We start from the raw sequence: 23766 nt of genomic DNA on the forward strand, positions 1-23766 counted from the left end.
GGTCAGATTCCGATCGAGAAGTTCTGGGCGAGGTACTGGAGCTGGTTGACCAGCGCGTCCCACACCCCCGTCACCAGGGCCAGGCCGACCGCGACGAGCATGCCGCCGCCGATCCGCATCACCCACTGGTAGTGCTGCTTGACCCAGCCGAAGGCGCCCAGCGCCTTGCGGAACGCCAGGGCGGCCAGGACGAACGGTACGCCGAGGCCGAGGCAGTACACCGTCATCAGCAGTGCGCCGCGCCCCGCGTCGGCCTCGTTGGTGGAGAGCGTGTTGATCGCCGCCATGGTCGGGCCGAGGCAGGGGGTCCAGCCGACGCCGAAGACCAGGCCGAGCAGCGGGGCGCCGTACACGCCGACCGCGGGGCGGCGGTGGGTGCGCAGTTCGCGCGTCGAGAAGCCGGGCAGCAGGCCCATGAAGGCCAGGCCCATCAGCACCGTAACGACGCCCATGACCACCGAGACGATCCGCTTGTGGTCCGCCAGGGACTTCCCGACGTAGCCGAACAGCGCGCCCTCGGAGATGAAGACGGCCGCGAACCCGGCCACGAACAGGGCCGAGCCGAGCAGCATCCGGCCGCGCCGGGTGCCCTTGGCGTCGGAGAGGTCGGCGGCGGAGAAGCCGGTGACGTAGCTGAGGTAGCCGGGCACCAGCGGCAGCACGCACGGCGAGAAGAACGAGACCAGCCCGGCGGCCAGCGCGATCGGCAGGGCGAGCACCAGCGCGCCGCTGCCGACCGTCTCGTTGTACCCGACGTCCGCCGCTGCCAGCAGGGCGCTCACTTCGACTCCGCCAGCACCGGGTCGACCATCTTCTGCAGGTCCTCGGCGGACATCGCGCGCATGGCGCGGGCGGCCAGCCTGCCGTCCTTGTCGATCACGATGGTGGTCGGGATGGACTGCGGGTTGAGGCTGCCCTTGGGGAACTTGAGGATCTCGGCGCCGTCCGGGTCGTAGATGCTCGGGTAGGTGACCCCGAAGTTCTTCTCGAAGGCGACGGCGTTGGCGGGGTCGGTGTCCCGGGTGTTGATGCCGAGGAACTGGACCTGGTCGCCGTACTTCTGGCTGGTCTCCTGCAGGCCCTTGGCCTCGGCCCGGCAGGGGCTGCACCAGGAGCCCCAGATGTTGAGGACGACCACCTTGCCGCGGTAGTCGGAGAGCTTGAGGGCCCCGCCGCCGTCCAGCGAGGTGCCGGTGATCTCGGGGGCGGCGACCCGCTTGGCGGGGGCGGCGGTGGCGACGCCGCCCTTGCCGGTGACGAAGCCGACTCCGCCGCTGCTGCTGCCGGAGCTGGAGCACCCGGCCAGGGCCAGGGCGGAGGCCGCGCCGAGGGCGGCGGTGAGTCGGATGCGGCTGGACGTCCGTGACATGTGAAAAGTTTCGCATGGCTCTTCGGCCCGTTTTAGGGGGGTCCGGCGTTGTCGACCCGACCCCCCGTGACCTGCGGATTCTCCGCTTATGATCGTCTTAATTCGGGCATTTCTCCGCCCGCCGGGCTTACCTGGCGGGCCCGGTGCGGGCTACGCCCCGAAGCTCTTGCCGACCGGCTTGTCGCCCTTCTTGCCCTTGCCCACCAGGTGCGCCGGCAGCAGGTCCCGGGCCGGCTCGCGGTAGCCGATCGAGACGATCCGGTCGCCCTCGTAGGTGAAGCTGGTCAGCGAGGCCAGCGAGCACTGCCGGCGGCGCGGGTCGTGCCAGAGCCGGCGGCGCTCCGCGAACGAGCGCAGGATCCAGATCGGCAGCTGGTGGCTGACGCACACCGCCTCGTGCCCGCGCGCGGCGTCCCGGGCCGCCGCGATGGCACCCATCATCCGCACCACCTGGTCGATGTACGGCTCGCCCCAGGACGGCTTGAACGGGTTGGTCAGGTACTTCCAGTACCCGGGGTTGCGCAGCGAGCCGTCGCCGACGCCGAAGGTCTTGCCCTCGAAGACGTTCTCCGCCTCGATCAGCCGCGGGTCGGCCGCCACCTGCAGGCCGTGCGCCTTGGCGATCGGCTCGGCGGTCTCCTGCGCCCGCTCCAGCGGCGAGGCCACCACGTACGTGATGTCCCGGTCCTTGAGGTGCTCGCCGACCCGCTCGGCCATCTGCCGGCCCAGGTCGGAGAGGTGGTAGCCGGGCAGGCGGCCGTACAGCACGCCCTCCGGGTTGTGCACCTCGCCGTGCCGCATCACGTGGACGACGGTGATGTCCTTGCCGGTCCCGCTGCTGTTCTCGCCGCTGCTCTCGCTGCGGTCGTCGCGGGTGTTCTCGCTGGTGTTCTCGGTCACTTGGCGGTCTCCTCGGTGGCCTCGGCGGCGGCGCGGGCGGCGGCGGGCAGGGCGGCGGCGATCCGCTCGATCGCGCGCTCGTCGTGCGCGGCCGAGACGAACCAGGACTCGAAGGCGGACGGCGGCAGGTAGACGCCCTGGCTCAGCATCGAGTGGAAGAAGGAGTTGAAGCGGAACGCCTGCTGGGTGCGCGCCTCGTCGTAGTTGGTGACCTGCTGCTCGGTGAAGAAGACCGAGAACATGTTGCCCGCGGTCTGCAGCCGGTGCGCCACGCCCTCCTTGGCGAGCGCCGCAGTGACCAGGCCGGAGACCTCGGCGGCGACCCGGTCGACCGTCGCGTACACCTCGTCGGTGCACAGCCGCAGCTGGGCCAGGCCGGCCGCGGTGGCGACCGGGTTCCCGGAGAGGGTGCCGGCCTGGTAGACCGGGCCGGCCGGGGCGAGGTGGGCCATCACGTCGGCGCGGCCGCCGAACGCGGCGGCGGGGAAGCCGCCGCCCATCACCTTGCCGAAGGTCAGCAGGTCCGGCGCCCAGCCCTCGTGGGCGGCCTCCAGCCCGTACCAGCCGGCCCTGGAGACCCGGAAGCCGGTCATCACCTCGTCCGAGACGAACAGCGCGCCGTCGGCCCGGCAGAGTTCGGCCAGGCCGCGGTTGAAGCCGGGCAGCGGCGGGACGACGCCCATGTTGCCGGGCGAGGCCTCGGTGATCACGCAGGCGATCTGGCCGGGGTTGGCGGCGAACGCGGCGCGCACCGCGTCCAGGTCGTTGTACGGCAGCACGATGGTGTCGCCGGCCTGGGCGCCGGTCACGCCGGGGGTGTCGGGCAGGCCGAAGGTGGCGACGCCGGAGCCCGCGGCGGCCAGCAGGGCGTCCACGTGGCCGTGGTAGCAGCCGGCGAACTTGACCACCTTGGCGCGGCCGGTGAAGCCGCGGGCCAGCCGGATCGCGGACATGGTCGCTTCGGTTCCGCTGGAGACCAGCCGGACCTGCTCGACCGGGGCGATCCGGGCGGTGATCTCCTCGGCCAGCTCCACCTCGCCCTGCCCGGGCGTCCCGAACGAGGTGCCCCGGGCCACCGCCCGCTGCACCGCCCCGATCACCTCCGGGTGGGCGTGGCCGAGCAGCATCGGGCCCCAGGAGCAGACCAGGTCCACGTACTCGCGGCCGTCCGCGTCGGTCAGGTACGGGCCGGTGCCGGACACCATGAAGCGGGGCGTGCCGCCGACCGCGCGGAAGGCCCGCACCGGCGAGTTGACGCCGCCGGGGGTGACGGCCAGGGCGCGGTCGAACAGCGACTGGGACTGGGGGGCTTCGTACGGGTAGCTCATCTGCTCGCTCATCCGTTGGGTGCTGGGAGTGGCCGGGAACCGCTCTTACCCGCACATGGTCTCAAATCGTGTCCTGGCGTTCTGCATGTCGGGCCCGATCATCTGGAACGATGATCCGTGTGCTGCTCCCCTCACGGGCTGTGCCGAAGGTAAGGTCGAGTGACGCGCGCTCGTGTAGCACGCCGACAGGCGGGTAAGGGGCATGTTCGGAGGGACACCGAGCGTGCGAGGGTCTGTCGATTCCGGCGAGTTCCGTTGAGGATGGTCCGAGTGTCCGAGAGGCAGGACGGTTTCGACGAGGCGGCGGGGCGCAGCCGCAGCCCCGGAGAGACCGGCGGGGGTACGGGTACGGGCAGGGGAAGGAGGGGCGAGGGCAGAGTGGGGGTCACCTACAAGTACTTCGGCGCTCCGGACCGCGCCACCGCCGCCAGGGTTCCCACCGCCCTCGGCCCCGGCGGGCTCGGGCTCGACGCCGGCGAACTCGGCGCCCTCGGCCGGCTCGGCGACCTGATGGAGACCAGCGGCTCCGCCGGCGGCCACCTCTCCACCAAGATCAAGCCGGAGACCATGAGCGCGATGGTCCTCACCGGCATCCAGGGCGTCCCGCTGCACCACGTCCCGCCGCTCGAACTGGTCGTCCTGCACCCGGACTACGCGGTCGTCCAGCTCCCGCACACCGTGGTCGAGCCGCTCCGCAAGGCCGACGAGACCGAGCTCGGCGCTGCCGCCTTCATCTGGTCCACCGTCCCCGACCGCCGCGGCCCGCGGGACGCCTTCGTCATCTACCAGATGCTGCACGAGTGGCAGGACTTCGCCAACCGCCTGCACGAGGCCGGCCACCAGCTGTACTGCCTGGTCTGGCCCTGAGGCTCCGGCGGTTCAGGGCACCAGGCGGTAGCCGACGCCGCGCACCGTCTCGATGACGCAGCGGGCCCGGGCGGCCGCCAGTTTGCGGCGCAGCGCGGCCACGTACACCTCGACGATGTTGAGGTCGCCGCGGAAGGCGGTGTCCCAGACCGCGTCGAGGATCTCGGTCTTCGGGACGGCCTGGTCCGGCCGCCGGGCCAGGCACTCCAGGACGCCGAACTCCTTGGCGGTCAGCCGCAGTCCGGCCCCGCCGACGGTGCAGCGCCGGGCCGCCGGATCCACCGCCAGGTCGCCGACCGCCAGCACCGCGGCCCGGCCGGCCGCGCCGCGGCGGACCAGGGCGCGCAGCCGGGCGGTCAGCACCACGTAGGAGAAGGGCTTGCGGAGGAAGTCGTCCGCCCCGCAGTCCAGTGCCTCGGCCTCGTCGTACTCGCCGCTCTTCGCGGTGAGGATCAGCACCGGCACCGGGTTCTCGGCCTGCCGCAGGGCCCGGCAGACCCGGTAGCCGTTCAGCCCGGGGAGCATCAGGTCGAGCACCACGGCCGCGTACGGCACCGCCGTCGCCTGCGCCAGGCCGCTCACGCCGTCGCCGGCCACGTCCACGGCGTAGCCGTCGGCACGCAGGCCGTCGGCGAGCGACTCCGCCAGCCGCGCCTCGTCCTCGACCAGTAGGAGTCGCATGCGGCCAGCCTAGACAAGGGCCCGGCGGGGCGGGGCGGGGCTGAAAGGATCTTCAGCTTCGTTCAGAAGTCCCTCAGCGCGGTCTTCCTACGGTCGCGCCCATGCTGTTCCGACGGTGGTTCCAAGTCCTGCTCCCGGTGGCCCTGTTCGGCGCGTACGGGACGGTGGCGGTGGTGCGCCAGCAGCGGATGGAGACCTCCGGGTTCGATCTGGGCATCTTCGAGCAGGGCGTGCGCGGCTACGCCGGGCTCGGCGCGCCGGTCGCCACCCTCAAGGGCACCGGGCTGAACCTGCTCGGCGACTACTTCAGCCCGGTGCTCGCCGTCCTCGCGCCGCTCTACCGGCTGTTCCCGGACGCCCGGACGCTGCTGCTCGCCCAGGCGGCGCTGCTGGCGCTGTCCGCGCTGCCGGTGGCCCGGCTGGCCGTGGACCGGCTCGGCCCGGTGCGCGGGGCGGCTGTCGGCTGCGGGTACGGGCTCTCCTGGGGGCTGTGGTCGGCGGTGGGGTTCGACTTCCACGAGGTGGCGTTCGCCGTCCCGCTGACCGCCTTCGCGGTCGAGGCGCTGGCCCGCGGGCGGTGGCGCGCCGCGGTGGGGTGGGCGCTGCCGCTGCTGCTGGTCAAGGAGGACCAGGGCCTGGTGGTGGCGGCGGTCGGCGTCTACGTGTTCGCCCGCGGTCGGCGGCGGCTGGGCGCGGCGACCGTCCTCGCGGCGGTGGGCGCGACCGTGCTGGCGGTGGGCGTGGTCATCCCCGCGTACAACCCGGGCGGCCTGTACACCTATGCGGCGGGCGGGAGTTGGCGGGGCGGCAATCCGCTGGTCCAGCTGCTGCTGCCGGTCGGGAAGTGGCGGACGGTGCTGGTGCTGCTGCTGCCGACCGGGTTCCTGGCGCTGCGCTCGCCGCTGGTCCTGCTCGCCGTGCCCCCGCTGGCGGCCCGCTTCTGGTCGGACAATCCGGCCTACTGGGGCACCGGCCAGCACTACAACGCCGTCCTGATGCCGGTCCTGTTCCTGGCGCTGGCCGACGGGCTGGGCCGACTGCTGCGCCCGGAGCGCCGGTTGACGGCCCGTCCGCTGCCGGGGCGGGCGGCCGCGCTGCTGCCGGGACGGGCGGCCGCGCTGGTGCCGGTGCTGGTGCCGGTGGTGGCGGTGCTGCTGTTTCCGGCCACCCTGGTCGGCTCCGCTCCCCCGCGACTGGCGGACGCCCGGGCCGTGCTGGCCACCGTCCCGGACGGCGCCCGGGTCGCCGCCGCGAACCGGCTGGCGCCCCAGCTGACCGGGCGCTGCACCGTCTCGCTCTTCCCCTACCTCACCCGCCCCGGCCGGGACGCGCCGTGGGGCCGCCCGACCGCGGAGTGGGTGGCCGTGCTGGACCGGCCGGGCGACTTCCCGCTCCCCGAGGCCGAGATGCTCCGGGCCCGCGCCGAACTGCCGGGCGCGGGCTACCGCGAGGTGGCCGCCGGGGGCGGGGTCACGGTGTACCGGTGGTCGTCCGACTGACCCGGGTCCGACGGGTCGAGGGGCAGCCGGACGACCAGTTCCGCGCCCGCGCCCGCGGACGGCTCGACCGCCTCGGCCGAGCCGCCCAGGCCCTCGACGATGCCCCGGACCAGCGACAGCCCCAGGCCCGCGCCGCCGTCCGTCCTGGACCTGGCCTCGTCCAGCCGGACGAACCGCTCGAAGACCCGCTCCCGGTCGGCGGCCGGGATGCCGGGCCCGTCGTCGGCGACCGTCAGCTCCGCCCGGCCGTCGACCGTGCGGAGCGACACGGTGATCGCGTCGGCGGCGTGCCGGACGGCGTTGTCCAGCAGGTTGCCGACCACCCGGCCGAGCAGCGGCTCGGTGCCGGGGACGGTGGCGGGTTCGAGCGGGCCGGTCCGGATCCGCCGCTCGCCGCCGAAGGCCCGTTCGGCGAGCTGCTCCTCGACCAGGTCGTGCCACTCGACGGTGGCCGGCCCGGCGGGCTGCTCCTCGCTGCGGTGGAGCAGCAGCAGGTCCTCGGTGAGCCGGTGCAGCCGGGTGGTGTCGGTGTGGGCGCGCTCCGCGACCGCCCGCCAGTCGGCCCGGTCGGGGTGGGCCAGCGCCACTTCCAGGGTGCTGAGCAGCACCGCGACCGGGGTGCGCAGTTCGTGGGCGGCGTCGGCGACCAGGCGGCGCTGCTCGTCCAGCGCGTGCTCCAGCCGGTCCAGGGTGAGGTTGGTGGTCACCGCCAGCGCGGCGATCTCGTCCCGGGCCGCCGGTACCGGCACCCGCTGGTGGAAGGCGCCCGCCCCGATCCGGGCCATCCGGCCGCGGATCGCCTCCACCGGCCGCAGCGCCAGCCCGGTGACCGCCCAGGCCACCAGCGCCACGAACAGCGACCCGCCCGGCACCACGTACCAGCCCAGGATGTGGCGGACCCTGGCCCGGGCGGCCTTCGCCTCGATCGGGTTGACCATGACGTAGGTGGTGACCCACTGGCTGGTCAGGTCGGTCCGGCCGGTGAGCGCGTTCAGGTCCTGGCCGCTGTTCGGCTCGGTGCGGCGCAGGAAGGTGACGGTGCGGTCGGTGGGGTTGGGGCCGACAGGCGTGCTGATGTTGTAGCCGACGCCGTCGGGCAGGTGGATCCGCACCAGGTCGGCGTAGCCGTACTCGCGGGTGGTCAGCGGCGGGAGGTACTTGAACTTCCCCGGGTCGATCCGGTCGTGGACGGCCCAGCTGCCGTCCTCCAGCACGAGGGCGTACGCCGATGCTGGTACCCGCCCTCGGTCAGTCGGCCGAGCCAGTCGTTCCAGGGCGGGGCGCCGGGGTGCTGCGGTTCGGCGGGGCGGTCCTCCCGGGGCCTGATCGCATCGTCCAGCAGGGTGGCCTCGCGCAACGCCTTCGCCTCCGCGTTCGGCATCCACTGCTGGTAGGCCGCGTCGCCGGCCCAGACGGTGGCCAGCGACAGGGCGAGCACCGACGCCGCCGCCGCACCGAGCGCGGCCCGCACCCGCACCGACATCCTCCCCCGCAAGCGCATCGCGTCAGGATAGGCGACCGTCCGGCGGCGGTCAGCCGTGGGCCGCGGCCTGCAGGAAGGGCAGGAAGGCGGTGACGGCCGGGGCCGGGTGGTGGCCGCGGCGGGTGGCGGCGTGGACGTGGCGGACGGGGGTGTCGTCCGGGTGCAGCGGGACGAAGGCGAGGTCGGGGCGGCCCGCGCGGGCGGCCAGGGCGGGGATCAGCGTGATGCCCAGTCCGGCGGCGGCCAGGCCGAGTTTGGCCGTCCAGCCGGCCACCTCGTAGGCGATCCGGGGCTGGAAGCCGCTGCGGACGCAGGCCGCCAGCAGGGTGGCCTCGGGGCGGCGGCTGGCGGCGATCCAGGGTTCGTCGGCGAGTTCGGCCAGCCGCAGGCGGCGGCGCCGGGCCAGCCGGTGGGTGCGCGGGAGGGCCACCAGCACCGGGTCGTCGGCCAGCCGGTGCAGGTCGAACCGCTCGGTGTCGTACCGGTGTTCGGGGTACGCGGTGACCACGGCGAGGTCGATCGAGCCGTCCGCGAGCAGGTCGAGCAGGTCGCCGGAGAGCCCCTCGGTGAGGGTCGGGGCGACCGCCGGGTGGGCGGCCCGGAAGGCGGCCAGCGCGGCCGGGACGAGGGCGGCGTTGGCGCTGTCGAAGGCGCCCAGCCGGAGCCGGCCGGCGGTGAGGCCGGTGAGCGCGGCGAGGTCGCGGCGGGTGCCGTCGAGCCGGTCCAGCAGGGCTTCGGCGTGCGGCAGCAGCGTCCGCCCGTACTCGGTGAGCCGGACGCCGCGGGGCAGCCGGTCGAACAGCACCACGCCCAACTCGCCCTCCAGGGTGGCGATCTGGCGCGACACCGCGGACTGCGTCCAGCCCAGCTGCTCGCCCGCGGCGGTGAACGAGCCGAGCCGGGCGGCGGTGCCGAAGACTTCCAGCCAAGCCATGTCCATCCCGCATGGCTACCATGCCGGACATTCGTTTGTCGCCTCCCGGTGCCGCACCTAGCGTGGTCGGCATGGAGATCACGGAGCGGGTGGCAGTGCTGGGGCTGGGCCGGATGGGGCTGCCGCTGGCCCGCCGACTGGACGGCGCGACAAGGGAGTTGGTGGTCTGGAACCGGACCCCGGGCCGGGCGGAGGGCCTCACCCCGGCGGCCTCCCCCGAGGAGGCGGTACGCGGCGCGGGCGTGGTGGTGACGATGCTCGCCGACCCGGCGGCGGTCGCCGCGGTCGCGGACCGGTTCCGCCCCGCGCTGGCCCCCGGCACGCTGTGGATCGACATGTCCTCGATCGGCCCGGCCGCCGTCGCCGAGCAGCGCGGACGGCTCCCGGACGACGTCGACCTGGTGGACGCCCCGGTGCTCGGCAGCGTCGACGCGGCGGCGGTCGGCTCGCTGGTCGTCTACGCGGGCGGCGAGGACCCCGCGCTGGACCGGGCGCAGCCCCTGCTGGAGCGCTTCGGCCGGGTGGTCCGCTGCGGCGGCCCCGGCGCGGGCGCGGCCCTCAAGCTCGTCGTGATGGGCGCCGTCGTCAGCTCCGTGACCGTGGTCGGCGAGGCCCTGGCCGTCGCCGAACGCCTCGGCGTCCCCGCCGCGCAGGCCCGCCGCGCGCTGGCCGCGGGCCCGCTGGCGGGTGTGATGGCCCGGGTCGACAGCACCGACGCGGACTTCCCGATCCGCCTCGCCGCGAAGGACCTCGCCCTCGCCGGGGGCGGCCCCGTCTTCGCCGCCGCCCTCGCCGCCCTGCTCGCCGACCCGGCCCGCGCCGAACTCGACCTCGCGGCGGCGGCGGGATGAGTCGGACGAAGGGGGACGAACCGAGGGACTGGGGGCCGGCGGCGCACGTCCTCGCGCATCAATTCTCCCACGCCGCAAGGGCATTGGGCGAGCCGAAAACTCGCGGCTAGGCTCGCCCGGCACCGACCGTCCTTCCGAGGGGGAACCTGCCGATGACCACGCCCGCCACCAGGCCGCCGCTGCCGTTCGACTTCATGCGGCCCGTCCCGTCCTTCACGCTGCTCAGCGCCGACGTCGCCGACGGCGGCCGGCTCGGTCCGGAGCAGGCGTACGGGGGCGGGAACCGTTCGCCGCAGCTCAGCTGGTCCGGCTTCCCGCCGGAGACGAAGAGCTTCGCGGTGACCTGCTTCGACCCGGACGCGCCGACCGGCTGCGGCTGGTGGCACTGGCAGCTGACCGACCTCCCGGCCGGCACCACCGAGCTGCCCGCCGGGGCGGGCGGCGGCGACTTCCCCGGCCTGCCCGCCGGAGCCGTGCACGGCCGCAACGACTACGGCAGCAACGACTTCGGCGGCGCCGCCCCGCCGCCCGGCCACGGCCCGCACCGCTACGTGTTCGCCGTGCATGCCCTGCCGGTGGAGTCCCTCGGGCTGGCCGCGGACACCCCGGCGGCCGTGGTCAGCGGCACCCTCGGCTTCCTGGCCCTGGCCCGGGCCGTCCTGGTCGCCGAGTACGAGGCCCCGGCCGACCAGGACTGACCTCCCGCCGGGCGGTGGTCAGGGGGTGACCACCGGGAAGGACGGATCGGGTTCGTCCAGGGCGGCGAACAGCCGGTCCAGCACGGTGGCGTCGCCGTCCAGGTCGAGGTCGTCGGCGCCCTTCCCGGCCAGCAGGGCGAACAGCTGCGGCTTGGTGAGGGTGACGGTGAGGTCGGCCGGGCCGCCGTCGCCGGCGGCCTCGTGGTGCACCAGGACGCCGTTGTGCAGGGTGACCCGGTGGACGGTGCCGAGGTCGGTGAACTTCCAGACGGTGCTGAGCCGTTCGTCCCAGGCCCGGGGCCCGTTGACCCGGATCGCCAGCGAGTCGAAGACCTGGTCGACGGAGAGCGCCCCGGCCATGCTGCCGGCCGAGATCGGGGTGGGCCGGACGCCGTGCCGCAGCTCGTGGGCGCCGACCAGGTAGCAGTTGCGCCAGGTGGCGTTCTCGGCGCCGTAGCCGAGCCGCTCGAAGACCTCCGCCAGCTGCTCCTTGGCGTCGGCGCGGTCGGGGGCGGCGAAGACCGCGTGCTTGAGCAGCTGGGCGGCGAACCGCAGGTCGTCCGCGTCGGCGTACTCGCGGGCCTTGGCCAGGGTGGCGTCCAGGCCGCCGAGGCAGTCGACGTAGCGGGTGGCGGTCGCGGTCGGCGGGTGCTCCCAGAGCGAGGCGGGGTGGCCGTCGTACCAGCCCATGTAGCGCTGGTAGACGGCCTTCACGTTGTGGCTGACCGAGCCGTAGTAGCCGCGGGCGTGCCAGGCGGCGGCCAGCGCGGGCGGGAGTTCGAGCTGTTCGGCGATCTCCGGGCCGGTCAGGCCCTGGTTGAGCAGGCGCAGGGTCTGGTCGTGCAGGTAGCCGTACAGGTCGCGCTGCTCGGACAGGAAGCGGGTGAGCCGCTCGGTGCCCCAGGTCGGCCAGTGGTGCGAGGCGAGGACCACGTCGGAGTCGGCGGCGAACAGCTCGATCGCCTCGGTGAGGTAGTGCGACCAGATCCGGGCGTCCCGGACGACCGCGCCGCGCAGGGTCAGGATGTTGTGCAGGTTGTGGGTGGCGTTCTCGGCCATGCACAGGGCGCGGCGCTCGGGCAGGTGGAAGTTGAGCTCGGACGGCGCCTCGGTGCCGGGCGTCAGCTGGAACCGGAACAGCACGCCGTCGAGGCGCTCCTCCTGGCCGGTGCGGGTGACCTCCAGGGTCGCCGGGATCAGCGCGGCGGTGCCCTCCGAGGCGGCGAAGCCCAGGCCCATGCCGACCTTGCCGGTCGGCCCGGCGGGCAGCGCCATGCCCGAGTAGTAGCCGCCGCGCCGGAGCATCGCGGTGCCCGCGTAGACGTTCTCGGCGACCGAGTGCTCCATGAACCCGGCCGGGGCGACGATCGGGACGTCCGCGTCCGGCCCGACCACGCCGAACACGCCGCCGAAGTGGTCGATGTGCGAGTGGGTGAACAGGACGGCGGTGACCGGGCGTTCGCCGCGGTGCGCCCGGTACAGCGCCAGGCCGGCCGCCGCGGTCTCGGCGGACACCAGCGGGTCGACCACCACCACGCCGCGCTCGCCCTCGATCAGCGTCATGTTCGACAGGTCGAAGCCGCGGATCTGGTAGACGCCCTCGGTGACTTCGAACAGCCCGGCGCGGGCGGTCAGTTGGGACTGCCGCCAGAGGCTGGGGTGGACGGTGTCGGGGCGCTCCCCGGCCAGGAAGTCGGTGGCCCGGAAGTCCCAGGCCGTCCGGCCGTCCGGGCCCGCGACGGTGTCGGTGGCGGGGCCGGCGACCAGGCCGCGGTCGGCGTCCTCGAAGTCGGTGCGGTCGGAGTAGTCCAGCTGGTCGTGGTGGGTCACCTCGGCGCCTCCCGGTTCGCGGGGCCGCACCGCGCCGCTCGCGGGCAGACCCCGCTCCCACCCTCCGCCGCCGCGCCCCGCCCCGCCCCGGGCTGCTGCGCCGAACCGGTGAGCGGGGACCGCCCGGACACCGGTGCCGCGGACGCCCCGGACGCCGCGGACGCCGCGGACGCCGCCGGCTCAGGGCTCAGGGCTCAGGGCTCGGGGCTCAGGCGTCGAAGTCGTACTCGAGGATGTACGAGGCCGAGTCGAGGACCATCTCGTTGACCTCCACCGCCTGCCCGTCCTCGGCGAACGCCACCCGGTGGACCAGGAAGACCGGGGTGCCGGGGGCCAGCGCCAGCCGCTCCGCCTCGTCCCCGGCGGGCATCCGGGAGCGGATCTGCTCCTGGAAGTGCACCGGCTTGTGGCCCAGTTCGGCGAGCCGGGCGTAGGTGCCGCCGGGGCCGGTGTCCGGGTCGGTGATCCGGCTGCCCGCGACCAGCACGGCGGGCAGGTAGGAGTCGGAGATCAGCACCGGCTTGCCGTCCAGCACGAAGCGGCGGCTGCGCACGCAGGCCGGCTCGCCGCCCTTGAGGCCCAGCACGGCGGCGATCTGCTCGGGCGCCTCCCGCTCGGTGACGCTCAGCTGGTCCACCGTCAGCTCGCGGGACGCTATGTCGGCCGACCAGACCGAGGCGCCGCCGCCCCAGGTGCGGCCGGACAGCCGCTGGATGCCGCGCCGCCTTATCGGCCGGAACTCCCGCACGAACACGCCGACGCCGCGGCGGGCCTCCGCTATCCCCTCGCCCTGGAGCACGCCGAGCGCCTGCCGGGCCGTCATCCTGGCCACGCCGTACGTCGCCATCAGGTCGTTCTCGCCGGGGAGCCGGTCGCCGGGGCGGTAGCGGCCGGCGTCGATCTCGCGCTTGAGGTCGTCGGCGATCCGCTGGTACTTGGGCTGCGTGACGCGTGGGTGACTGGTCATGGCGGCGGACTTCCTTCCCCTCTTCTCTAGACATCCTACGCAGGGGCGGTCCCTGACGCATTGACATCTCTAGAGATTTCAGCTTGTCTAGAGATGTTGGGATCTGACATACCCTCATATCGGCTGCCGAGTCTCCGCCCATCGGGCGAAACCGCGTGAGGAGCCCGCCATGTCCGTCCACCGTCGATGGTTCTCACTGCCCCGCGAGCCCGCCACCGTCGCCGCCGGACGCCGCCGGGTCCGCGACCTCCTCACCGCCTGGAACACCCCGCTCGACGAGGACACCCGCTTCACCCTCGACCTCGTCACCTCCGAACTCCTCGGCAACGCCGTCCGCCACGCCACCGGGGACGCCGTCACCGTCGGCGTGCACGCCGACCCGCTGCACCACCGCGCCGTCATCGAGGTCTACGACTCCTCCCCCGCCGTCCCCGTCCCCGGCACCCCGGACGGCGACGCGGAGTCCGGCCGCGGCCTGCTGCTGATCGCCGAACTCGCCCTCGCCCACGGCGTGGTGCGCAAGGGCGGCGGCAAGTGGGTCTGGGCCGAGATCGCCCTCCCGGGCGCGGCCGCCCGCAGCACCGGCGACACCGCCGGCGGCGCCCCGCAGCAGGCCCCGCCCGGCAAGGTCGCGCCCTGGGCGATGACCTGCCCGTGAGGACGGCCCGCCGGTGGAGGGGTGTCAGGCCGTCAGCGCGCGGTGCAGCTCCGCCGTCCCGCGGCCCAGCGACCGCGCGGCCAGCCAGGCCGCCGCGCCCGCGCCGTTCCCGGCGGTGCGCAGCGGGGCGTCCGGCCAGCGGGCGGCGAGCCCGGTGCGGAGGCGGGCGGCGAGCGGGGTGCCGGCGGTGAGCAGGCCGCCGGCCAGCACCACCGGGAGGGCGGAGCCGGGCGGGCGGAGCAGGGCGAGGGTGTCGAGCAGGTGGTCGGCGGCCCGGTCGACCAGGGCGAGCGCCGCCGGATCGCCGGCCCCGGCCCGGTCGAGGACGACCGGGGCGAGCCGGGCCAGCCGGGTCGGGGCCTGGGCGTGGACGGCGGCGATCAGCGCCGAACGCGGGTCGTCGCCCGGGCCGTCCGGGCCGGTCAGCTCCGCGGTGACCGCCAGGTCCAGGCCGGTGGGCGGCTCGTCCCGGTCGATGGTGGCGAGGGCCCCGGCGACGGCCTCCCGGCCGAGCCAGACGCCCGAGCCGCGGTCGCCCAGCAGCCAGCCGTGCCCGTCGGCGGTGCGGTGCACCCGGTGGTCGCGGACCTCGGCGGCCATCCCGCCCGTCCCGCTGAGCACCACGTGCCCGCCCGGCGCGGCGGTGCCCGCGGCGTGCGCCAGCAGGACGTCGCTCACCAGCACCGGGTGCGCGCCCAGCCCGAGGCCGTCCCAGAGCGGCCCGAACTCCGGCCGCGCGACCAGCCCGCCCGCGAGTCCCAGCACCCCGGCCGCCACCCGCGCCGGGTCCAGCCCGGCCAGCGCGGCCCGCACGGCGTCCCCGATCTCCCTGGCCGCGGCCGCCGCCCCGTGCGCGACGGGATTGCCCCCGTCCCCGCGCGCCCGCCCGACCACCCGCCCGTCCAACTCGGCGACCAGCACCCGCGTACTGGTCCCCCCGACGTCCAACCCCAGCACCAACCGCCCACCGGCCACCGCGCACCTCCGGCCCCATGCTCCCACCCGCGAAGGGACCCGTCAGGGGCCCGGGGAACGGCGGGGCCGTGGCTGCGAGAGGTTCACTGCCGTTGCGCGCATCGGCTTCGGGTTCTGTTGAAGACACGCAGCAGCACGGACCTTCGATGGGCTCCGGCCACCAGCAGCATCGACCCGCCGTTCCCCGGGCCCCTACGGGGCCTCGCAGCGACTGGGCCCGGAGCGAGGGGCAGGAGCGGGTGCTGGGGGTGGTGATCCGGCGCGAGGGGTTCGACGCCGCGCTGGAGGCGGCGGTGCTGAGCTCGTACGAGCGGGGGGTGCACGCCTCGAAGGCCGCGTGGCAGCGGGAGTTGCGGCGCAGCGAGGCCCGGGTGCAGTGGGATCCGGAGCGGGACCTGGACCTGCGGCCGCTGGGGCACCGTTCGCTGCAGCTGGGGCTGGGCGGCACGCTGGTGGAGCGCTACGCCGGGGAGTGGCTGGTGCGGATCGAGGACCTGACGCCGCTGGCCCGCGCGCTGCACGCGACGCGGGACCCGGCGCTGCTGCCGCCGGAGCGGCCGTACCCGATGCCTCCGGGTGCGGCCGCCCGGCTGGGGGCGTCCTGACGGGGCGTCAGCCGTGCAGGTAGACGATGCCGAGCTTGGTGAGCTGCCAGTGCTGGGCGGCGGAGCCGTTGTCGGCGGCGAGCTGGACCAGGCGGTTGCCCTGGGCGTCGGTCTGGGTGGTGGCGGTGGCGAGCTTGGTCGGGTCCTGGGAGTCGGCGAGCTTGTAGGTGCCGTCGCCGACGGGCTGCAGCAGCCAGTGCTGGTTGCCGCCGCCGGTGCAGCGCCACTGCTGGATCTTGGTGCCGGGGGCGGTGGCGGCGCCGGCCGCGTCGAGGCACATGTCGCGGTTGCCGCTGAAGTCGAGCTCGTAGGAGCCGCCGGCCTTGACCTCGAAGACGAAGGACTGGTTCAGCCCGCCGGTGGGCGCGTAGGTGATGGCGGTGCGGCCGTTGGTGGAGTCGCCGTAGCTGCCGCCGCCGGCCAGGTCGAGGACCTTGCCGTCGGACTGGTTGGCGAGCTGGTACCAGGCGCCGTCCTCGGGGGCGTCGGGGAACGGCTTGCCGGGGGTGAGCGGGGTGATCGAGGTGCCGTCCTGCTGGTTGAGCGAGCAGAACGCCTGGCCGAGCGCGGCCTGCTGGTAGAACTGCCGCAGGCAGGCGGCCTCGGCGGCGTACCCGGCGACCCGCAGGTGGTACGACTGGCGGACGTTGTTCATGCACAGGCCCGGGATGGAGATCGGGCTGTCGCAGCCGTTGCGGGTCTTCTCGGAGAGGTCGATCACGTCGCCGTTGGTGTACTCGTACGGCGAGCTGGTCCACTCGGCGCAGACCTCGTGGCCGAAGGCGACCCGGCGCTGGTCGAGGTAGCGGACGCCGGGGACGCCGGAGGCGGCTTCGCGCAGGGCGTCGCTGAGGGTGGGGACGACCCAGTTGTGGCCCCAGGCGAGGTCCTCGGGGAAGGCGGGGCAGCCGTCGGCGACCTTGCCGGCGTAGTCGTTGCGCCGGATGTCGGGGGTGATCGGGTTGAAGTACGACTGGTAGACCAGCTGGTAGGAGTCGTCCGAGTAGCCGGCCTTCCGCATGGTGTTGCGGATGTTGGTGAGCGCGGCGGTCACCTTGGGCTTGACCCCGGCGGCCCGGCGGGTGATCTCGGCGCTGCCGATGGTGTCCCGGCAGCCCTGGGACTGCGGGATCGGGAAGTACTGGGCGAGGCAGGACATCATGATGCCGGCGAACTCGAAGTCGTCGTTCGCGCCGATCGTGACGACCACCATCTTGACGTCGTACTTGCCCGCGGTGGCGGCGAGTTGGACGTCCTGCTTGGGTTCGCCGAAGTCGCCGCTGCCGGGGCCGGTGATCTTCGCCAGTTCGGGGTCGCTGACCAGGTCGCCGGTCTGGGCGCCGGAGCAGGCCAGGTCGATCGGGGTGACGCCGGGCAGCTGGGTCACGAAGATCTCGGACTTGGTGGAGCGGTGGCAGTAGTTGGTGGGGGTGTCGGTGCCGGGGACGTAGTCGTCGTTGGTGTCGGTGCCGGCGCCTTCGCCGGATATCGCGCTGTCGCCGAGCGCGACGATCGCGGCGGGCTTGCCCGGGCTGCCGGAGGCGGCGTGGGCGTCGGCCGCACCGAGGCCGGTGCCGAGGCCGAGGGCGGCGAGCAGGGCGGCGGTGGCGAGCAGCGCGGGCGGGCGGCGGCGGGCCGCCCGGCCGAGGAGTGACCTGGACACTCATGACTCCTTGCGAGGGTGGGGGATCGCCCGGCGGCTGCCGGGCGGCGCGGAGCACGGGTGCCGGGCCCGGGGCCCGGCGAACATGAGGCAGGCTCACATGCTAGGTACTGACAGGTAACACAACAAGACTCGCGGCAGCATGACGGTCCGTCAGCGCCCCGGCCCGAAAGAACGGAGCCCCGGCCGGGAAAAGCGGAACCGCGGCCCGGGAAAACGGACGAGCCGCCGCCCGCACCCCGCCAGGAGGGTGCGGACGACGGCTCGGCCGACTGGTGGCCGTGCGTCAGCCGACGTTGGCGCAGGAGTTGCCGAACGCCGGGTTCAGGGCGCCGATCACGTCGATCGAGTTGCCGCACAGGTTGACCGGGATGTGCACCGGAACCTGGATCTCGTTGCCGGAGGCGACACCGGGGGAACCGGCGGCGACACCCTCGGCGCCGCTGCTCGCCATGGCGGAGCCCGCACCGGCGGCGACGATGCCCACGACAGCGGCGCCGACGGCGGCGGCCTTCTTGATGCTCATTGAGTCTCCTCGATAAATCAGATCTTCCAATTGCCGCGCCGGGGGCTGCCGGAAGGAAGCACACGGGACGTGCACCAGGCCAACGAAACCGCTCCGGCACAGTTGCGGACGCCCCCGAACAATCACCCACTCGGCCTAATCCGCGCATTCGGGTGACGCCCGGGGGCGTTCGCGGAATCCGCCCGTTTCCCCGGCCGCATCGGCTCGTTCTTCCTCACGAACACCGCTCCACAGGCAGCCCCCGGGCCGCCCTGGACGCGCCGCCAAGCGACCGCCCCCAGCCGTGAGTGGGCAGCCGCCGGCGCACCCCGACGCGGCACGCGTCGCCCGAGCCAAGGGCGACACGAGGCAGTTGGGCCGCGTGAGTGACATTCACGGCGCATCCGGAAAACCGCGGGCGATGATGCGATCGCCCGGCACCCGACCATCCATCAGTCGGGCAGAACGTGAGGAAGAGAGCTATGCGCAACTTCAAGAAGGCCGCGGTCCTGTCCGTCGCCGCCGCCGGTCTGGTCCTCGGCTCGGCCGGCCTGGCCAACGCCTCCTCCGGCGCCGAGGGCGTCGCCGCCGGCTCCCCCGGCGTGCTCTCCGGCAACCTGGTCCAGGTCCCGGTGCACGTCCCGGTCAACGTCTGCGGCAACACCGTCAACGTGATCGGCCTGCTGAACCCGGCGTTCGGCAACTCCTGCGCCAACGTCGGCTGAACTGCCTGACGCAGCGCCCGCGCCGCACCGCACCCCCGGGTGCGGTGCGGCGCACCAACTCCCTGTGTGATCTAGGAGATCAACCCCCATGCAGAACGTGAAGAAGGCCGCCGTCCTGTCGGCCGCCGCGGCCGGCCTGGTCCTCGGCTCGGCCGGTCTGGCCAACGCCTCCGCCGGCGCCGAGGGCGTCGCCGCCAACTCCCCCGGCGTGCTCTCGGGCAACGCGGTGCAGGTCCCGGTGCACGTCCCGGTGAACGTCTGCGGCAACTCGATCAACGTCATCGGCCTGCTGAACCCGGCGTTCGGCAACTCCTGCGCCAACGTGGACGTGCCGGCCGAGCACCACGAGCACCACGAGCCGCCGGTCGGCGACGACTGCTGAACGGCCCCGGCTGATCGGTAACCCCGTGCAGACTGCCCCTCGGCCCCGCGGCCGGGGGGCCGCGCGCGTTCCCCCTGGAGCACCGCTCCACTCACCCCGAAGGATTGGCCGATGACCCGGAAGACCACCGGCGCCGTGGCCGCGCTCGGCGCCGCCGTGCTGCTCGGCGGCGTCACCGCCCAGGCCGCGCACGCCGAGACCGAGACGCTCGGCGGGCTGCCCGTGCCCACCACTCACCTGCAGAACACCGACCCCCAGCAGGCCGTCGGCAGCACCACCGGCGCGCTCGGCTACGCCGTCGCCCCGGTGAAGGACCTGCGGCTCGACCCGTGGGCCGGCTCCGGTGCGGACGTGCTGAACAACGGCGTCGCGGTCGTCCCCGACAACGGCGTCGCCCCGGTCGGCACCGCCCCGCTCACCGCGCCGCTGTCCGGCGGCGGCGGCGCGAAGGACCTCCCGCTGGCCGGCCCGCTGCTCGGCGTGCTGCCGGGCTGAGCGCGGACGCGGAGCGGCCCGGGCTCCCCCCGCGAGGGGCCCGGGCCGCTCCGCCGTGTCCGACCGGCCGTCAGAACTGCGTCCGGTCCAGCCCGCTGGCGAGGATGCCCACCGGGTCGGCCTGGTTCATCATCTCGCCGGTGGTGGCGGTGGTGGTGGCGGCCAGGTTCCGCACCGAGTCGGTGACCGAGATCCGGTCCTGCTGGCCGCCGAGCGAGGCGCTCGCGCCCGGGACGGCCTGCACCGGCGCGGTCACCAGGTGCGGGTCGACCTTGTCCAGGGTCAGTGCGGCGTCGGTGAGTTGGCCGCCCTGCCCCTCCACGAAGGAGACCGGCTGGCCCAGGCCGACCGCCGGGCCGCCCAGGTTGAGCGGGGCGGCCGGGGCGTCCAGGCCGAGGGTGCCGAGCTCGGCGCCGCGGTCGACCTCGGGCAGCGGGAGCACCGCGCCCAGCGAGGGGCCGGCCTTGCCGCCGTTGAGCGCGGGCAGCACGTGGTCCGGGATCGGCCGGGTCGGGCTCTGGTCGGTCCCGGTGGGCGGCATCAGCGGCGAGGTCGGGATCCCGCCGTGCACCTCGCCGCCGTCCGGCAGCAGCGGCAGCGGGGCGGTGGCCGCGCTGAGCGGGATGCTGAACGGCACCTCCTGGGTGGCCAGGCCGTTCTCGATCGCGGCCACCTCGGCCGGGGTCTTCGGAGCGGCCTGGGCCGCGCCCTGCGCCGCCACCACGCCGGCGCCGACCGCCAGCAGCAGGGCGCCGGTCGCCCGCTTGGAGAGCTTCATGCTGTTCGCCGTTCGTTCGGGGAGTTCGGGAAATGGGTTCGAGTGCCTGGTGGGCACCCTGGCGAACGAGTCAGCTCCCTCGCGGATAGCGGGAGTTAACCGGAACGGCTGAATAATCCGATCTCCGCACCGACGAAAATCCGACCGGCGCGCGGGTAAACCGGTGACCGATGACGAATTTCCTCCGGACCCCGTAACTTTCCGTGCCGCCATTCTTTGATCCCGACGACGACGGGGCAGCACCCCTCGAACAGCATTTCAGAGAGGCATCTCCACCATGCTCAAGAAGACTTTCGCTACCGTCGGCCTGGCCGCCGCCGCGCTCGCCGCGGTGTCCACCCCCGCCGTCGCCATCGGCAACGCGGACGGTTCGGCCGGCTCGATCCAGGGCAACGGCGGCACCAACGCCACCGGCACCTGGGGCAACAACAGCCCGAACTTCCACTTCGCCGACAACCCGAACATCTGCCTCCCGGAGATCCACAACATCGGCGTCGGCGTGCTCGGCGTGGCTGTCCCGGTCGAGGTGGACGCGCTCAACAACCAGCCCAAGCAGACCTGCGTGGTCGGCCAGGGCACCCTCGGCAGCGGTGACGGCGGCGTCTCCCACCTGGTCGGCTGACCCACCGCCACTGCCCCCGGCGCGGAGCCCCACGCTCCGCGCGGCACGACCCGCCCGGTCCGCTCCCCCGGCCCGGCGGTCAGGACCGGGCGCGAGCCACGCGTCGGTCCGCTGCTCCACTCCATCAGATCCGAAAAGGAAAACCCAATGATCAAGAAGGCTCTCGCCGCCGCCGGCATCGCCGCCGCCGGTCTCGCCTCGATCGCCTCCCCGGCGATGGCCATCGGCGACGCGGACGGCGCCGCCACCTCGGTTCAGGGCAACGGCGGCACCAACGCCACCGGCACCTCGGGCAACCACAGCCCGAACTTCCACACCCTGGACAACCCGAACCTCTGCCTCCCCGAGGTCCACAACATCGCCGTCGCCGTCATCGGTGTCGCGGTGCCGGTCGAGGCCGGTGTCCTCAACAACCAGCCGTCGCAGACCTGCGTCGTCGGCCAGAACACCGTGGGCAGCGGCGACGGTGGCGTCAGCCACCTGATCGGCTGACCTTCCGGTCGCAACCGACCGCCGGGTCCGGGGGAGCGATCCCGCGGGCCCGGCGGTTCCATGTCTCCGGCCGCTCCCGGAAACCCGTTCGTCTGCGGCGCGATCGGGTGATCGGAGCACCGGTGGGCGCGTGCAGCGCCGATCCAGCCGCACCGCTGTGTTCCCGTAGAACCACCCTGACGCAGAGAGGAACCCCCATGAAGAGCAAGCTGGGCAAGGTCGTCGTCACCTCCGTCGCCGCCCTCGCACTGGCCGGCATCGCCGCCCCCGCCTATGCGCACGTCGCCGTCGGCGGCGGCCAGGAGGGTGTCGCCACCGCCGACGAGCCCTTCGTCGCCGGCCACTGGGCGGGCTTCGCCGAGACCTCCCACATCTTCACCGCGGGCGGCGGCTACGGCTGGGCCACCGACACCGCCGTCGGCGGCGGCGAGGGCGGCATCGTCGACATCGGCTGACCCGACGTCAACCACCCGGGGCGCGACGGCCGTTCACGGCCGCCGCGCCCTTCGCCGTGCCCGCGCCGATTTTCCGTTATGCCAATTGACACCAGGGAAAAGCCGACCTACCGTCGACGCCCGTGGAGGAGAAACGCGGCCGCGGCAGGCCCAGGAAGGACCCGGAGAAGCTGGCCCGCTGGGTGCCGCCGGAGGGCTGGTCCCGGCTGGTGGCCTGGGTGTCGCCGGAGGAGAAGAAGGCGCTGAAGCGGGTCGCCGTGGAGGCGGAGGTGTCGGTCGCGGACCTGGTCCGCGCGCTGGCCGCCGGCCTGGCCGCGGGGACGGTCACGCCCGAGGAGCTCGTCGGTCAGGTACGGAGGGGGATGGCGACCATGGAGAAGATCCCGACGCTGTTCGAGCGGGACGCCGGTTTCCGGGTGGTGGACCGCCCGCGCGCCGAGTGCGCCTGGGTGTTCGCCGGGGAGGGCACGGCGACCGAGAAGCTGGACGGCACGAACGTCCGACTGACCGTCCGCTCGGGGCAGTTGGTGCGGGTGGAGAAGCGCCGCAACCCGAGCGCCGCGCAGAAGAAGCTGGGCATCGTCGACGGCTGGTACGTCGACACCGCCGAGGACGCCGCCGAGGACAGGTGGATCCTGGCCGCCGCCCGCGGCACCGAGGTGGCCGACTGGCCGGACGGGGAGCACCCGTGCGAGGCGCTGGGACCGCGGATCCAGGGCAACCCGCTGGGGCTGGACGCCCACCTGTGCCTGCCGTTCGACCGCGAGGCGCCGGTGTACGAGGAGGTCCCGCGCAGCTACCGGGGCCTGCAGGAGCACCTGGCGGAGCTGGAGAGCCGGTTCGCGCCGGGCGCGCTCGCCGAGGGCATCGTCTTCCACCACCCGGACGGGCGGCGCGCCAAGATCAAGCGGAAGGACTTCCCGAAGTCCGCCTGATCCCGGCGCACCTGACGCACCTGACGAATCCGACGCCCCGTCAGCGCAGCAGGCCCGCGGCCTCGACCGCCCAGTAGGTGAGAATCTGCTCGGCGCCGGCCCGGCGGATCGAGGTGAGGGTCTCCATGATCGTCCGCTCGCGGTCGATCCAGCCGTTGGCCGCGGCGGCCTCGACCATCGCGTACTCGCCGGAGACCTGGTACGCGGAGACCGGCACCGGGGAGGCGTCGGCGACCTGGCGCAGGATGTCCAGGTAGGCCATCGCGGGCTTGACCATCACCAGGTCGGCGCCCTCGGCGAGGTCCTGCTCCAGTTCGCGCAGCGCCTCGCGGGCGTTGGCCGGGTCCTGCTGGTAGGTCTTGCGGTCGCCCTTGAGCGAGGAGCCGACGGCCTCCCGGAACGGGCCGAAGAACGCCGAGGCGTACTTGGCGGTGTAGGCGAGGATGCCGGTGTCCCGGTGCCCGGCCGCGTCCAGCGCCTTGCGGATCACCGCGACCTGACCGTCCATCATCCCGGACGGGCCGACCAGGTGGACGCCCGCGTCGGCCTGGACGACGGCCATCTCGGCGTAGCGCTCCAGGGTGGCGTCGTTGTCGACCGAGCCGTCCTCGGCGAGCACCCCGCAGTGGCCGTGGTCGGTGTACTCGTCCAGGCACAGGTCGGACATCACCACCAGCTGGTCGCCGACCTCGGAGACCACGTCGCGGATGGCGAGCTGCAGGATGCCCTCGGGGTTGGTGCCCTCGGAGCCGACCGCGTCCTGCACCTCGGGGACGCCGAACAGCATGAGGCCGCCGACCCCGGCCTCGGCGGCCTCGACGGCGGCCCGGCGCAGGGTGTCCCGGGTGTGCTGGACCACGCCCGGCATCGAGGTGATCGGCCTCGGCTCGGTGATCCCCTCGCGGACGAACGCGGGCAGGACCAGCTCGGCCGGGTGCAGCCGGGTCTCGGCGACCAGGCGGCGCATCGCCGGGGTGGAGCGCAGCCGGCGCGGGCGGACGGACGGGAATTCGGCGGACACTTCGAAGGCTCCCTGGGTCGCGGAGAATGCGCCGGGGGGAGGCCCGAG

28 protein-coding genes are annotated in these 23766 nt (G+C 74.0%); 13 read left to right on the forward strand and 15 right to left on the reverse strand.

Going from position 1 to position 23766, the window contains the following annotated elements:
* Window positions 1–2: 2 nt before the first annotated feature.
* The 4 genes from IH44_RS0103195 to hemL form a co-directional block, all read right to left on the reverse strand.
* Window positions 3–782: a cytochrome c biogenesis CcdA family protein gene (locus tag IH44_RS0103195; protein WP_030457823.1), complete on the reverse strand. Its 780-nt coding sequence runs from the start codon at window positions 780–782 to the stop codon at window positions 3–5.
* Window positions 779–1369, reverse strand: coding sequence for a TlpA disulfide reductase family protein (locus IH44_RS0103200; protein WP_030457824.1), 591 nt, complete (start codon window positions 1367–1369; stop codon window positions 779–781). The genes IH44_RS0103195 and IH44_RS0103200 overlap by 4 nt, the downstream gene beginning before the upstream one ends.
* Window positions 1370–1519: 150 nt before the next feature.
* A complete protein-coding gene (locus IH44_RS0103205) occupies window positions 1520–2170 on the reverse strand; it encodes a histidine phosphatase family protein (RefSeq protein ID WP_051816524.1) in 651 nt (216 codons plus the stop codon).
* A 95-nt stretch (window positions 2171–2265) separates the two neighbouring features.
* Window positions 2266–3609 (reverse strand): glutamate-1-semialdehyde 2,1-aminomutase, encoded by a 1344-nt coding sequence (hemL, locus tag IH44_RS0103210; RefSeq protein ID WP_030457826.1) that lies wholly within the window; start codon window positions 3607–3609, stop codon window positions 2266–2268.
* Window positions 3610–3975: 366 nt separating this feature from the next.
* Here hemL and IH44_RS0103215 point away from each other — a divergent pair, with 366 nt between their 5' ends.
* On the forward strand, window positions 3976–4464 hold the full coding sequence (locus IH44_RS0103215) for a hypothetical protein (protein ID WP_030457827.1): 489 nt from the start codon (window positions 3976–3978) through the stop codon (window positions 4462–4464).
* Between the two features lie 12 nt (window positions 4465–4476).
* On the opposite strand, the gene IH44_RS0103220 is transcribed toward IH44_RS0103215, so the two are convergent.
* Window positions 4477–5145: a response regulator transcription factor gene (locus IH44_RS0103220; RefSeq protein ID WP_030457828.1), complete on the reverse strand. Its 669-nt coding sequence runs from the start codon at window positions 5143–5145 to the stop codon at window positions 4477–4479.
* A gap of 101 nt (window positions 5146–5246) precedes the next feature.
* On the opposite strand from IH44_RS0103220, the gene IH44_RS0103225 reads away from it, so the two are divergent.
* The gene (locus IH44_RS0103225) at window positions 5247–6644 is read left to right on the forward strand and encodes a DUF2079 domain-containing protein (protein WP_051816497.1); all 1398 of its coding nucleotides are present in this window, start codon (window positions 5247–5249) and stop codon (window positions 6642–6644) included.
* On the opposite strand, the gene IH44_RS0103230 is transcribed toward IH44_RS0103225, so the two are convergent.
* The 3 genes from IH44_RS0103230 to IH44_RS0103235 are packed head-to-tail and all read right to left on the reverse strand — an operon-like array spanning window position 6587 to window position 9061.
* On the reverse strand, window positions 6587–7858 hold the full coding sequence (locus IH44_RS0103230; protein WP_051816498.1) for a cell wall metabolism sensor histidine kinase WalK: 1272 nt from the start codon (window positions 7856–7858) through the stop codon (window positions 6587–6589). The two genes, IH44_RS0103225 and IH44_RS0103230, sit on opposite strands and share 58 nt — an antisense overlap.
* A complete protein-coding gene (locus tag IH44_RS47110) occupies window positions 7786–8145 on the reverse strand; it encodes a hypothetical protein (protein WP_198544937.1) in 360 nt (119 codons plus the stop codon). Before IH44_RS47110 ends, IH44_RS0103230 begins: the two co-directional genes overlap by 73 nt.
* Window positions 8146–8176: 31 nt before the next feature.
* The gene (locus IH44_RS0103235; RefSeq protein ID WP_232794799.1) at window positions 8177–9061 is read right to left on the reverse strand and encodes a LysR family transcriptional regulator; all 885 of its coding nucleotides are present in this window, start codon (window positions 9059–9061) and stop codon (window positions 8177–8179) included.
* A 71-nt stretch (window positions 9062–9132) separates the two neighbouring features.
* On the opposite strand from IH44_RS0103235, the gene IH44_RS0103240 reads away from it, so the two are divergent.
* Both IH44_RS0103240 and IH44_RS0103245 read left to right on the forward strand, forming a co-directional pair.
* Window positions 9133–9912: an NAD(P)-dependent oxidoreductase gene (locus IH44_RS0103240; protein WP_030457832.1), complete on the forward strand. Its 780-nt coding sequence runs from the start codon at window positions 9133–9135 to the stop codon at window positions 9910–9912.
* Between the two features lie 152 nt (window positions 9913–10064).
* Window positions 10065–10610 carry a YbhB/YbcL family Raf kinase inhibitor-like protein gene (locus tag IH44_RS0103245; RefSeq protein WP_030457833.1) on the forward strand — a complete coding sequence of 182 codons (546 nt, stop codon included), beginning with the start codon at window positions 10065–10067 and terminating at the stop codon, window positions 10608–10610.
* A gap of 18 nt (window positions 10611–10628) precedes the next feature.
* Here IH44_RS0103245 and IH44_RS0103250 read toward each other — a convergent pair whose 3' ends face one another.
* Both IH44_RS0103250 and IH44_RS0103255 read right to left on the reverse strand, forming a co-directional pair.
* Window positions 10629–12440 (reverse strand): alkyl/aryl-sulfatase, encoded by a 1812-nt coding sequence (locus IH44_RS0103250; protein ID WP_030457834.1) that lies wholly within the window; start codon window positions 12438–12440, stop codon window positions 10629–10631.
* A 208-nt stretch (window positions 12441–12648) separates the two neighbouring features.
* Window positions 12649–13407, reverse strand: a complete 759-nt coding sequence (locus IH44_RS0103255) for a GntR family transcriptional regulator (RefSeq protein WP_030457835.1) — start codon at window positions 13405–13407, stop codon at window positions 12649–12651.
* 169 nt (window positions 13408–13576) lie between these two features.
* Here IH44_RS0103255 and IH44_RS0103260 point away from each other — a divergent pair, with 169 nt between their 5' ends.
* Window positions 13577–14065 (forward strand): ATP-binding protein, encoded by a 489-nt coding sequence (locus tag IH44_RS0103260; protein WP_051816499.1) that lies wholly within the window; start codon window positions 13577–13579, stop codon window positions 14063–14065.
* Window positions 14066–14089: 24 nt separating this feature from the next.
* Here IH44_RS0103260 and IH44_RS0103265 read toward each other — a convergent pair whose 3' ends face one another.
* Window positions 14090–15013, reverse strand: coding sequence for an N-acetylglucosamine kinase (locus tag IH44_RS0103265; protein ID WP_198544939.1), 924 nt, complete (start codon window positions 15011–15013; stop codon window positions 14090–14092).
* A 173-nt stretch (window positions 15014–15186) separates the two neighbouring features.
* Here IH44_RS0103265 and IH44_RS0103270 point away from each other — a divergent pair, with 173 nt between their 5' ends.
* Window positions 15187–15645 carry a DUF4291 family protein gene (locus IH44_RS0103270; RefSeq protein WP_081966699.1) on the forward strand — a complete coding sequence of 153 codons (459 nt, stop codon included), beginning with the start codon at window positions 15187–15189 and terminating at the stop codon, window positions 15643–15645.
* Window positions 15646–15652: 7 nt separating this feature from the next.
* Here IH44_RS0103270 and IH44_RS0103275 read toward each other — a convergent pair whose 3' ends face one another.
* Together IH44_RS0103275 and IH44_RS0103280 are read right to left on the reverse strand one after the other, a co-directional pair.
* Window positions 15653–17308 carry an RICIN domain-containing protein gene (locus tag IH44_RS0103275; protein ID WP_081966700.1) on the reverse strand — a complete coding sequence of 552 codons (1656 nt, stop codon included), beginning with the start codon at window positions 17306–17308 and terminating at the stop codon, window positions 15653–15655.
* Window positions 17309–17594: 286 nt separating this feature from the next.
* Window positions 17595–17834 (reverse strand): chaplin, encoded by a 240-nt coding sequence (locus tag IH44_RS0103280; protein ID WP_030457840.1) that lies wholly within the window; start codon window positions 17832–17834, stop codon window positions 17595–17597.
* A gap of 461 nt (window positions 17835–18295) precedes the next feature.
* Here IH44_RS0103280 and IH44_RS0103285 point away from each other — a divergent pair, with 461 nt between their 5' ends.
* The 3 genes from IH44_RS0103285 (at window position 18296) to IH44_RS0103295 (ending at window position 19415) form a co-directional block, all read left to right on the forward strand.
* On the forward strand, window positions 18296–18538 hold the full coding sequence (locus IH44_RS0103285) for a chaplin (RefSeq protein ID WP_030457841.1): 243 nt from the start codon (window positions 18296–18298) through the stop codon (window positions 18536–18538).
* 88 nt (window positions 18539–18626) lie between these two features.
* Window positions 18627–18920 (forward strand): chaplin, encoded by a 294-nt coding sequence (locus IH44_RS0103290; protein WP_030457842.1) that lies wholly within the window; start codon window positions 18627–18629, stop codon window positions 18918–18920.
* A gap of 111 nt (window positions 18921–19031) precedes the next feature.
* Complete coding sequence (locus tag IH44_RS0103295) at window positions 19032–19415, forward strand: hypothetical protein (protein WP_051816501.1); 384 nt, start codon at window positions 19032–19034, stop codon at window positions 19413–19415.
* 70 nt (window positions 19416–19485) lie between these two features.
* Here the strand turns inward: IH44_RS0103295 and IH44_RS0103305 are convergent, their stop codons facing one another.
* Window positions 19486–20193: a hypothetical protein gene (locus IH44_RS0103305; RefSeq protein WP_030457844.1), complete on the reverse strand. Its 708-nt coding sequence runs from the start codon at window positions 20191–20193 to the stop codon at window positions 19486–19488.
* A gap of 277 nt (window positions 20194–20470) precedes the next feature.
* Between IH44_RS0103305 and IH44_RS0103310 the strand changes: the two genes are divergently transcribed.
* The 4 genes from IH44_RS0103310 to IH44_RS0103325 all read left to right on the forward strand — a co-directional run bounded on the left by IH44_RS0103310 (window position 20471) and on the right by IH44_RS0103325 (window position 22697).
* Window positions 20471–20815, forward strand: coding sequence for a hypothetical protein (locus IH44_RS0103310; protein WP_030457845.1), 345 nt, complete (start codon window positions 20471–20473; stop codon window positions 20813–20815).
* 147 nt (window positions 20816–20962) lie between these two features.
* Window positions 20963–21307, forward strand: a complete 345-nt coding sequence (locus IH44_RS40520; protein ID WP_035953754.1) for a hypothetical protein — start codon at window positions 20963–20965, stop codon at window positions 21305–21307.
* A gap of 197 nt (window positions 21308–21504) precedes the next feature.
* The gene (locus tag IH44_RS0103320) at window positions 21505–21762 is read left to right on the forward strand and encodes a hypothetical protein (protein WP_030457847.1); all 258 of its coding nucleotides are present in this window, start codon (window positions 21505–21507) and stop codon (window positions 21760–21762) included.
* A gap of 122 nt (window positions 21763–21884) precedes the next feature.
* Window positions 21885–22697: a hypothetical protein gene (locus tag IH44_RS0103325; RefSeq protein WP_081966701.1), complete on the forward strand. Its 813-nt coding sequence runs from the start codon at window positions 21885–21887 to the stop codon at window positions 22695–22697.
* A 40-nt stretch (window positions 22698–22737) separates the two neighbouring features.
* Here IH44_RS0103325 and hemB read toward each other — a convergent pair whose 3' ends face one another.
* Window positions 22738–23718: a porphobilinogen synthase gene (hemB, locus tag IH44_RS0103330; RefSeq protein ID WP_030457849.1), complete on the reverse strand. Its 981-nt coding sequence runs from the start codon at window positions 23716–23718 to the stop codon at window positions 22738–22740.
* Window positions 23719–23766 lie beyond the last annotated feature (48 nt).

Source organism: Kitasatospora sp. NRRL B-11411, assembly GCF_000721345.1.
Lineage (GTDB): Bacteria > Actinomycetota > Actinomycetes > Streptomycetales > Streptomycetaceae > Kitasatospora > Kitasatospora cineracea.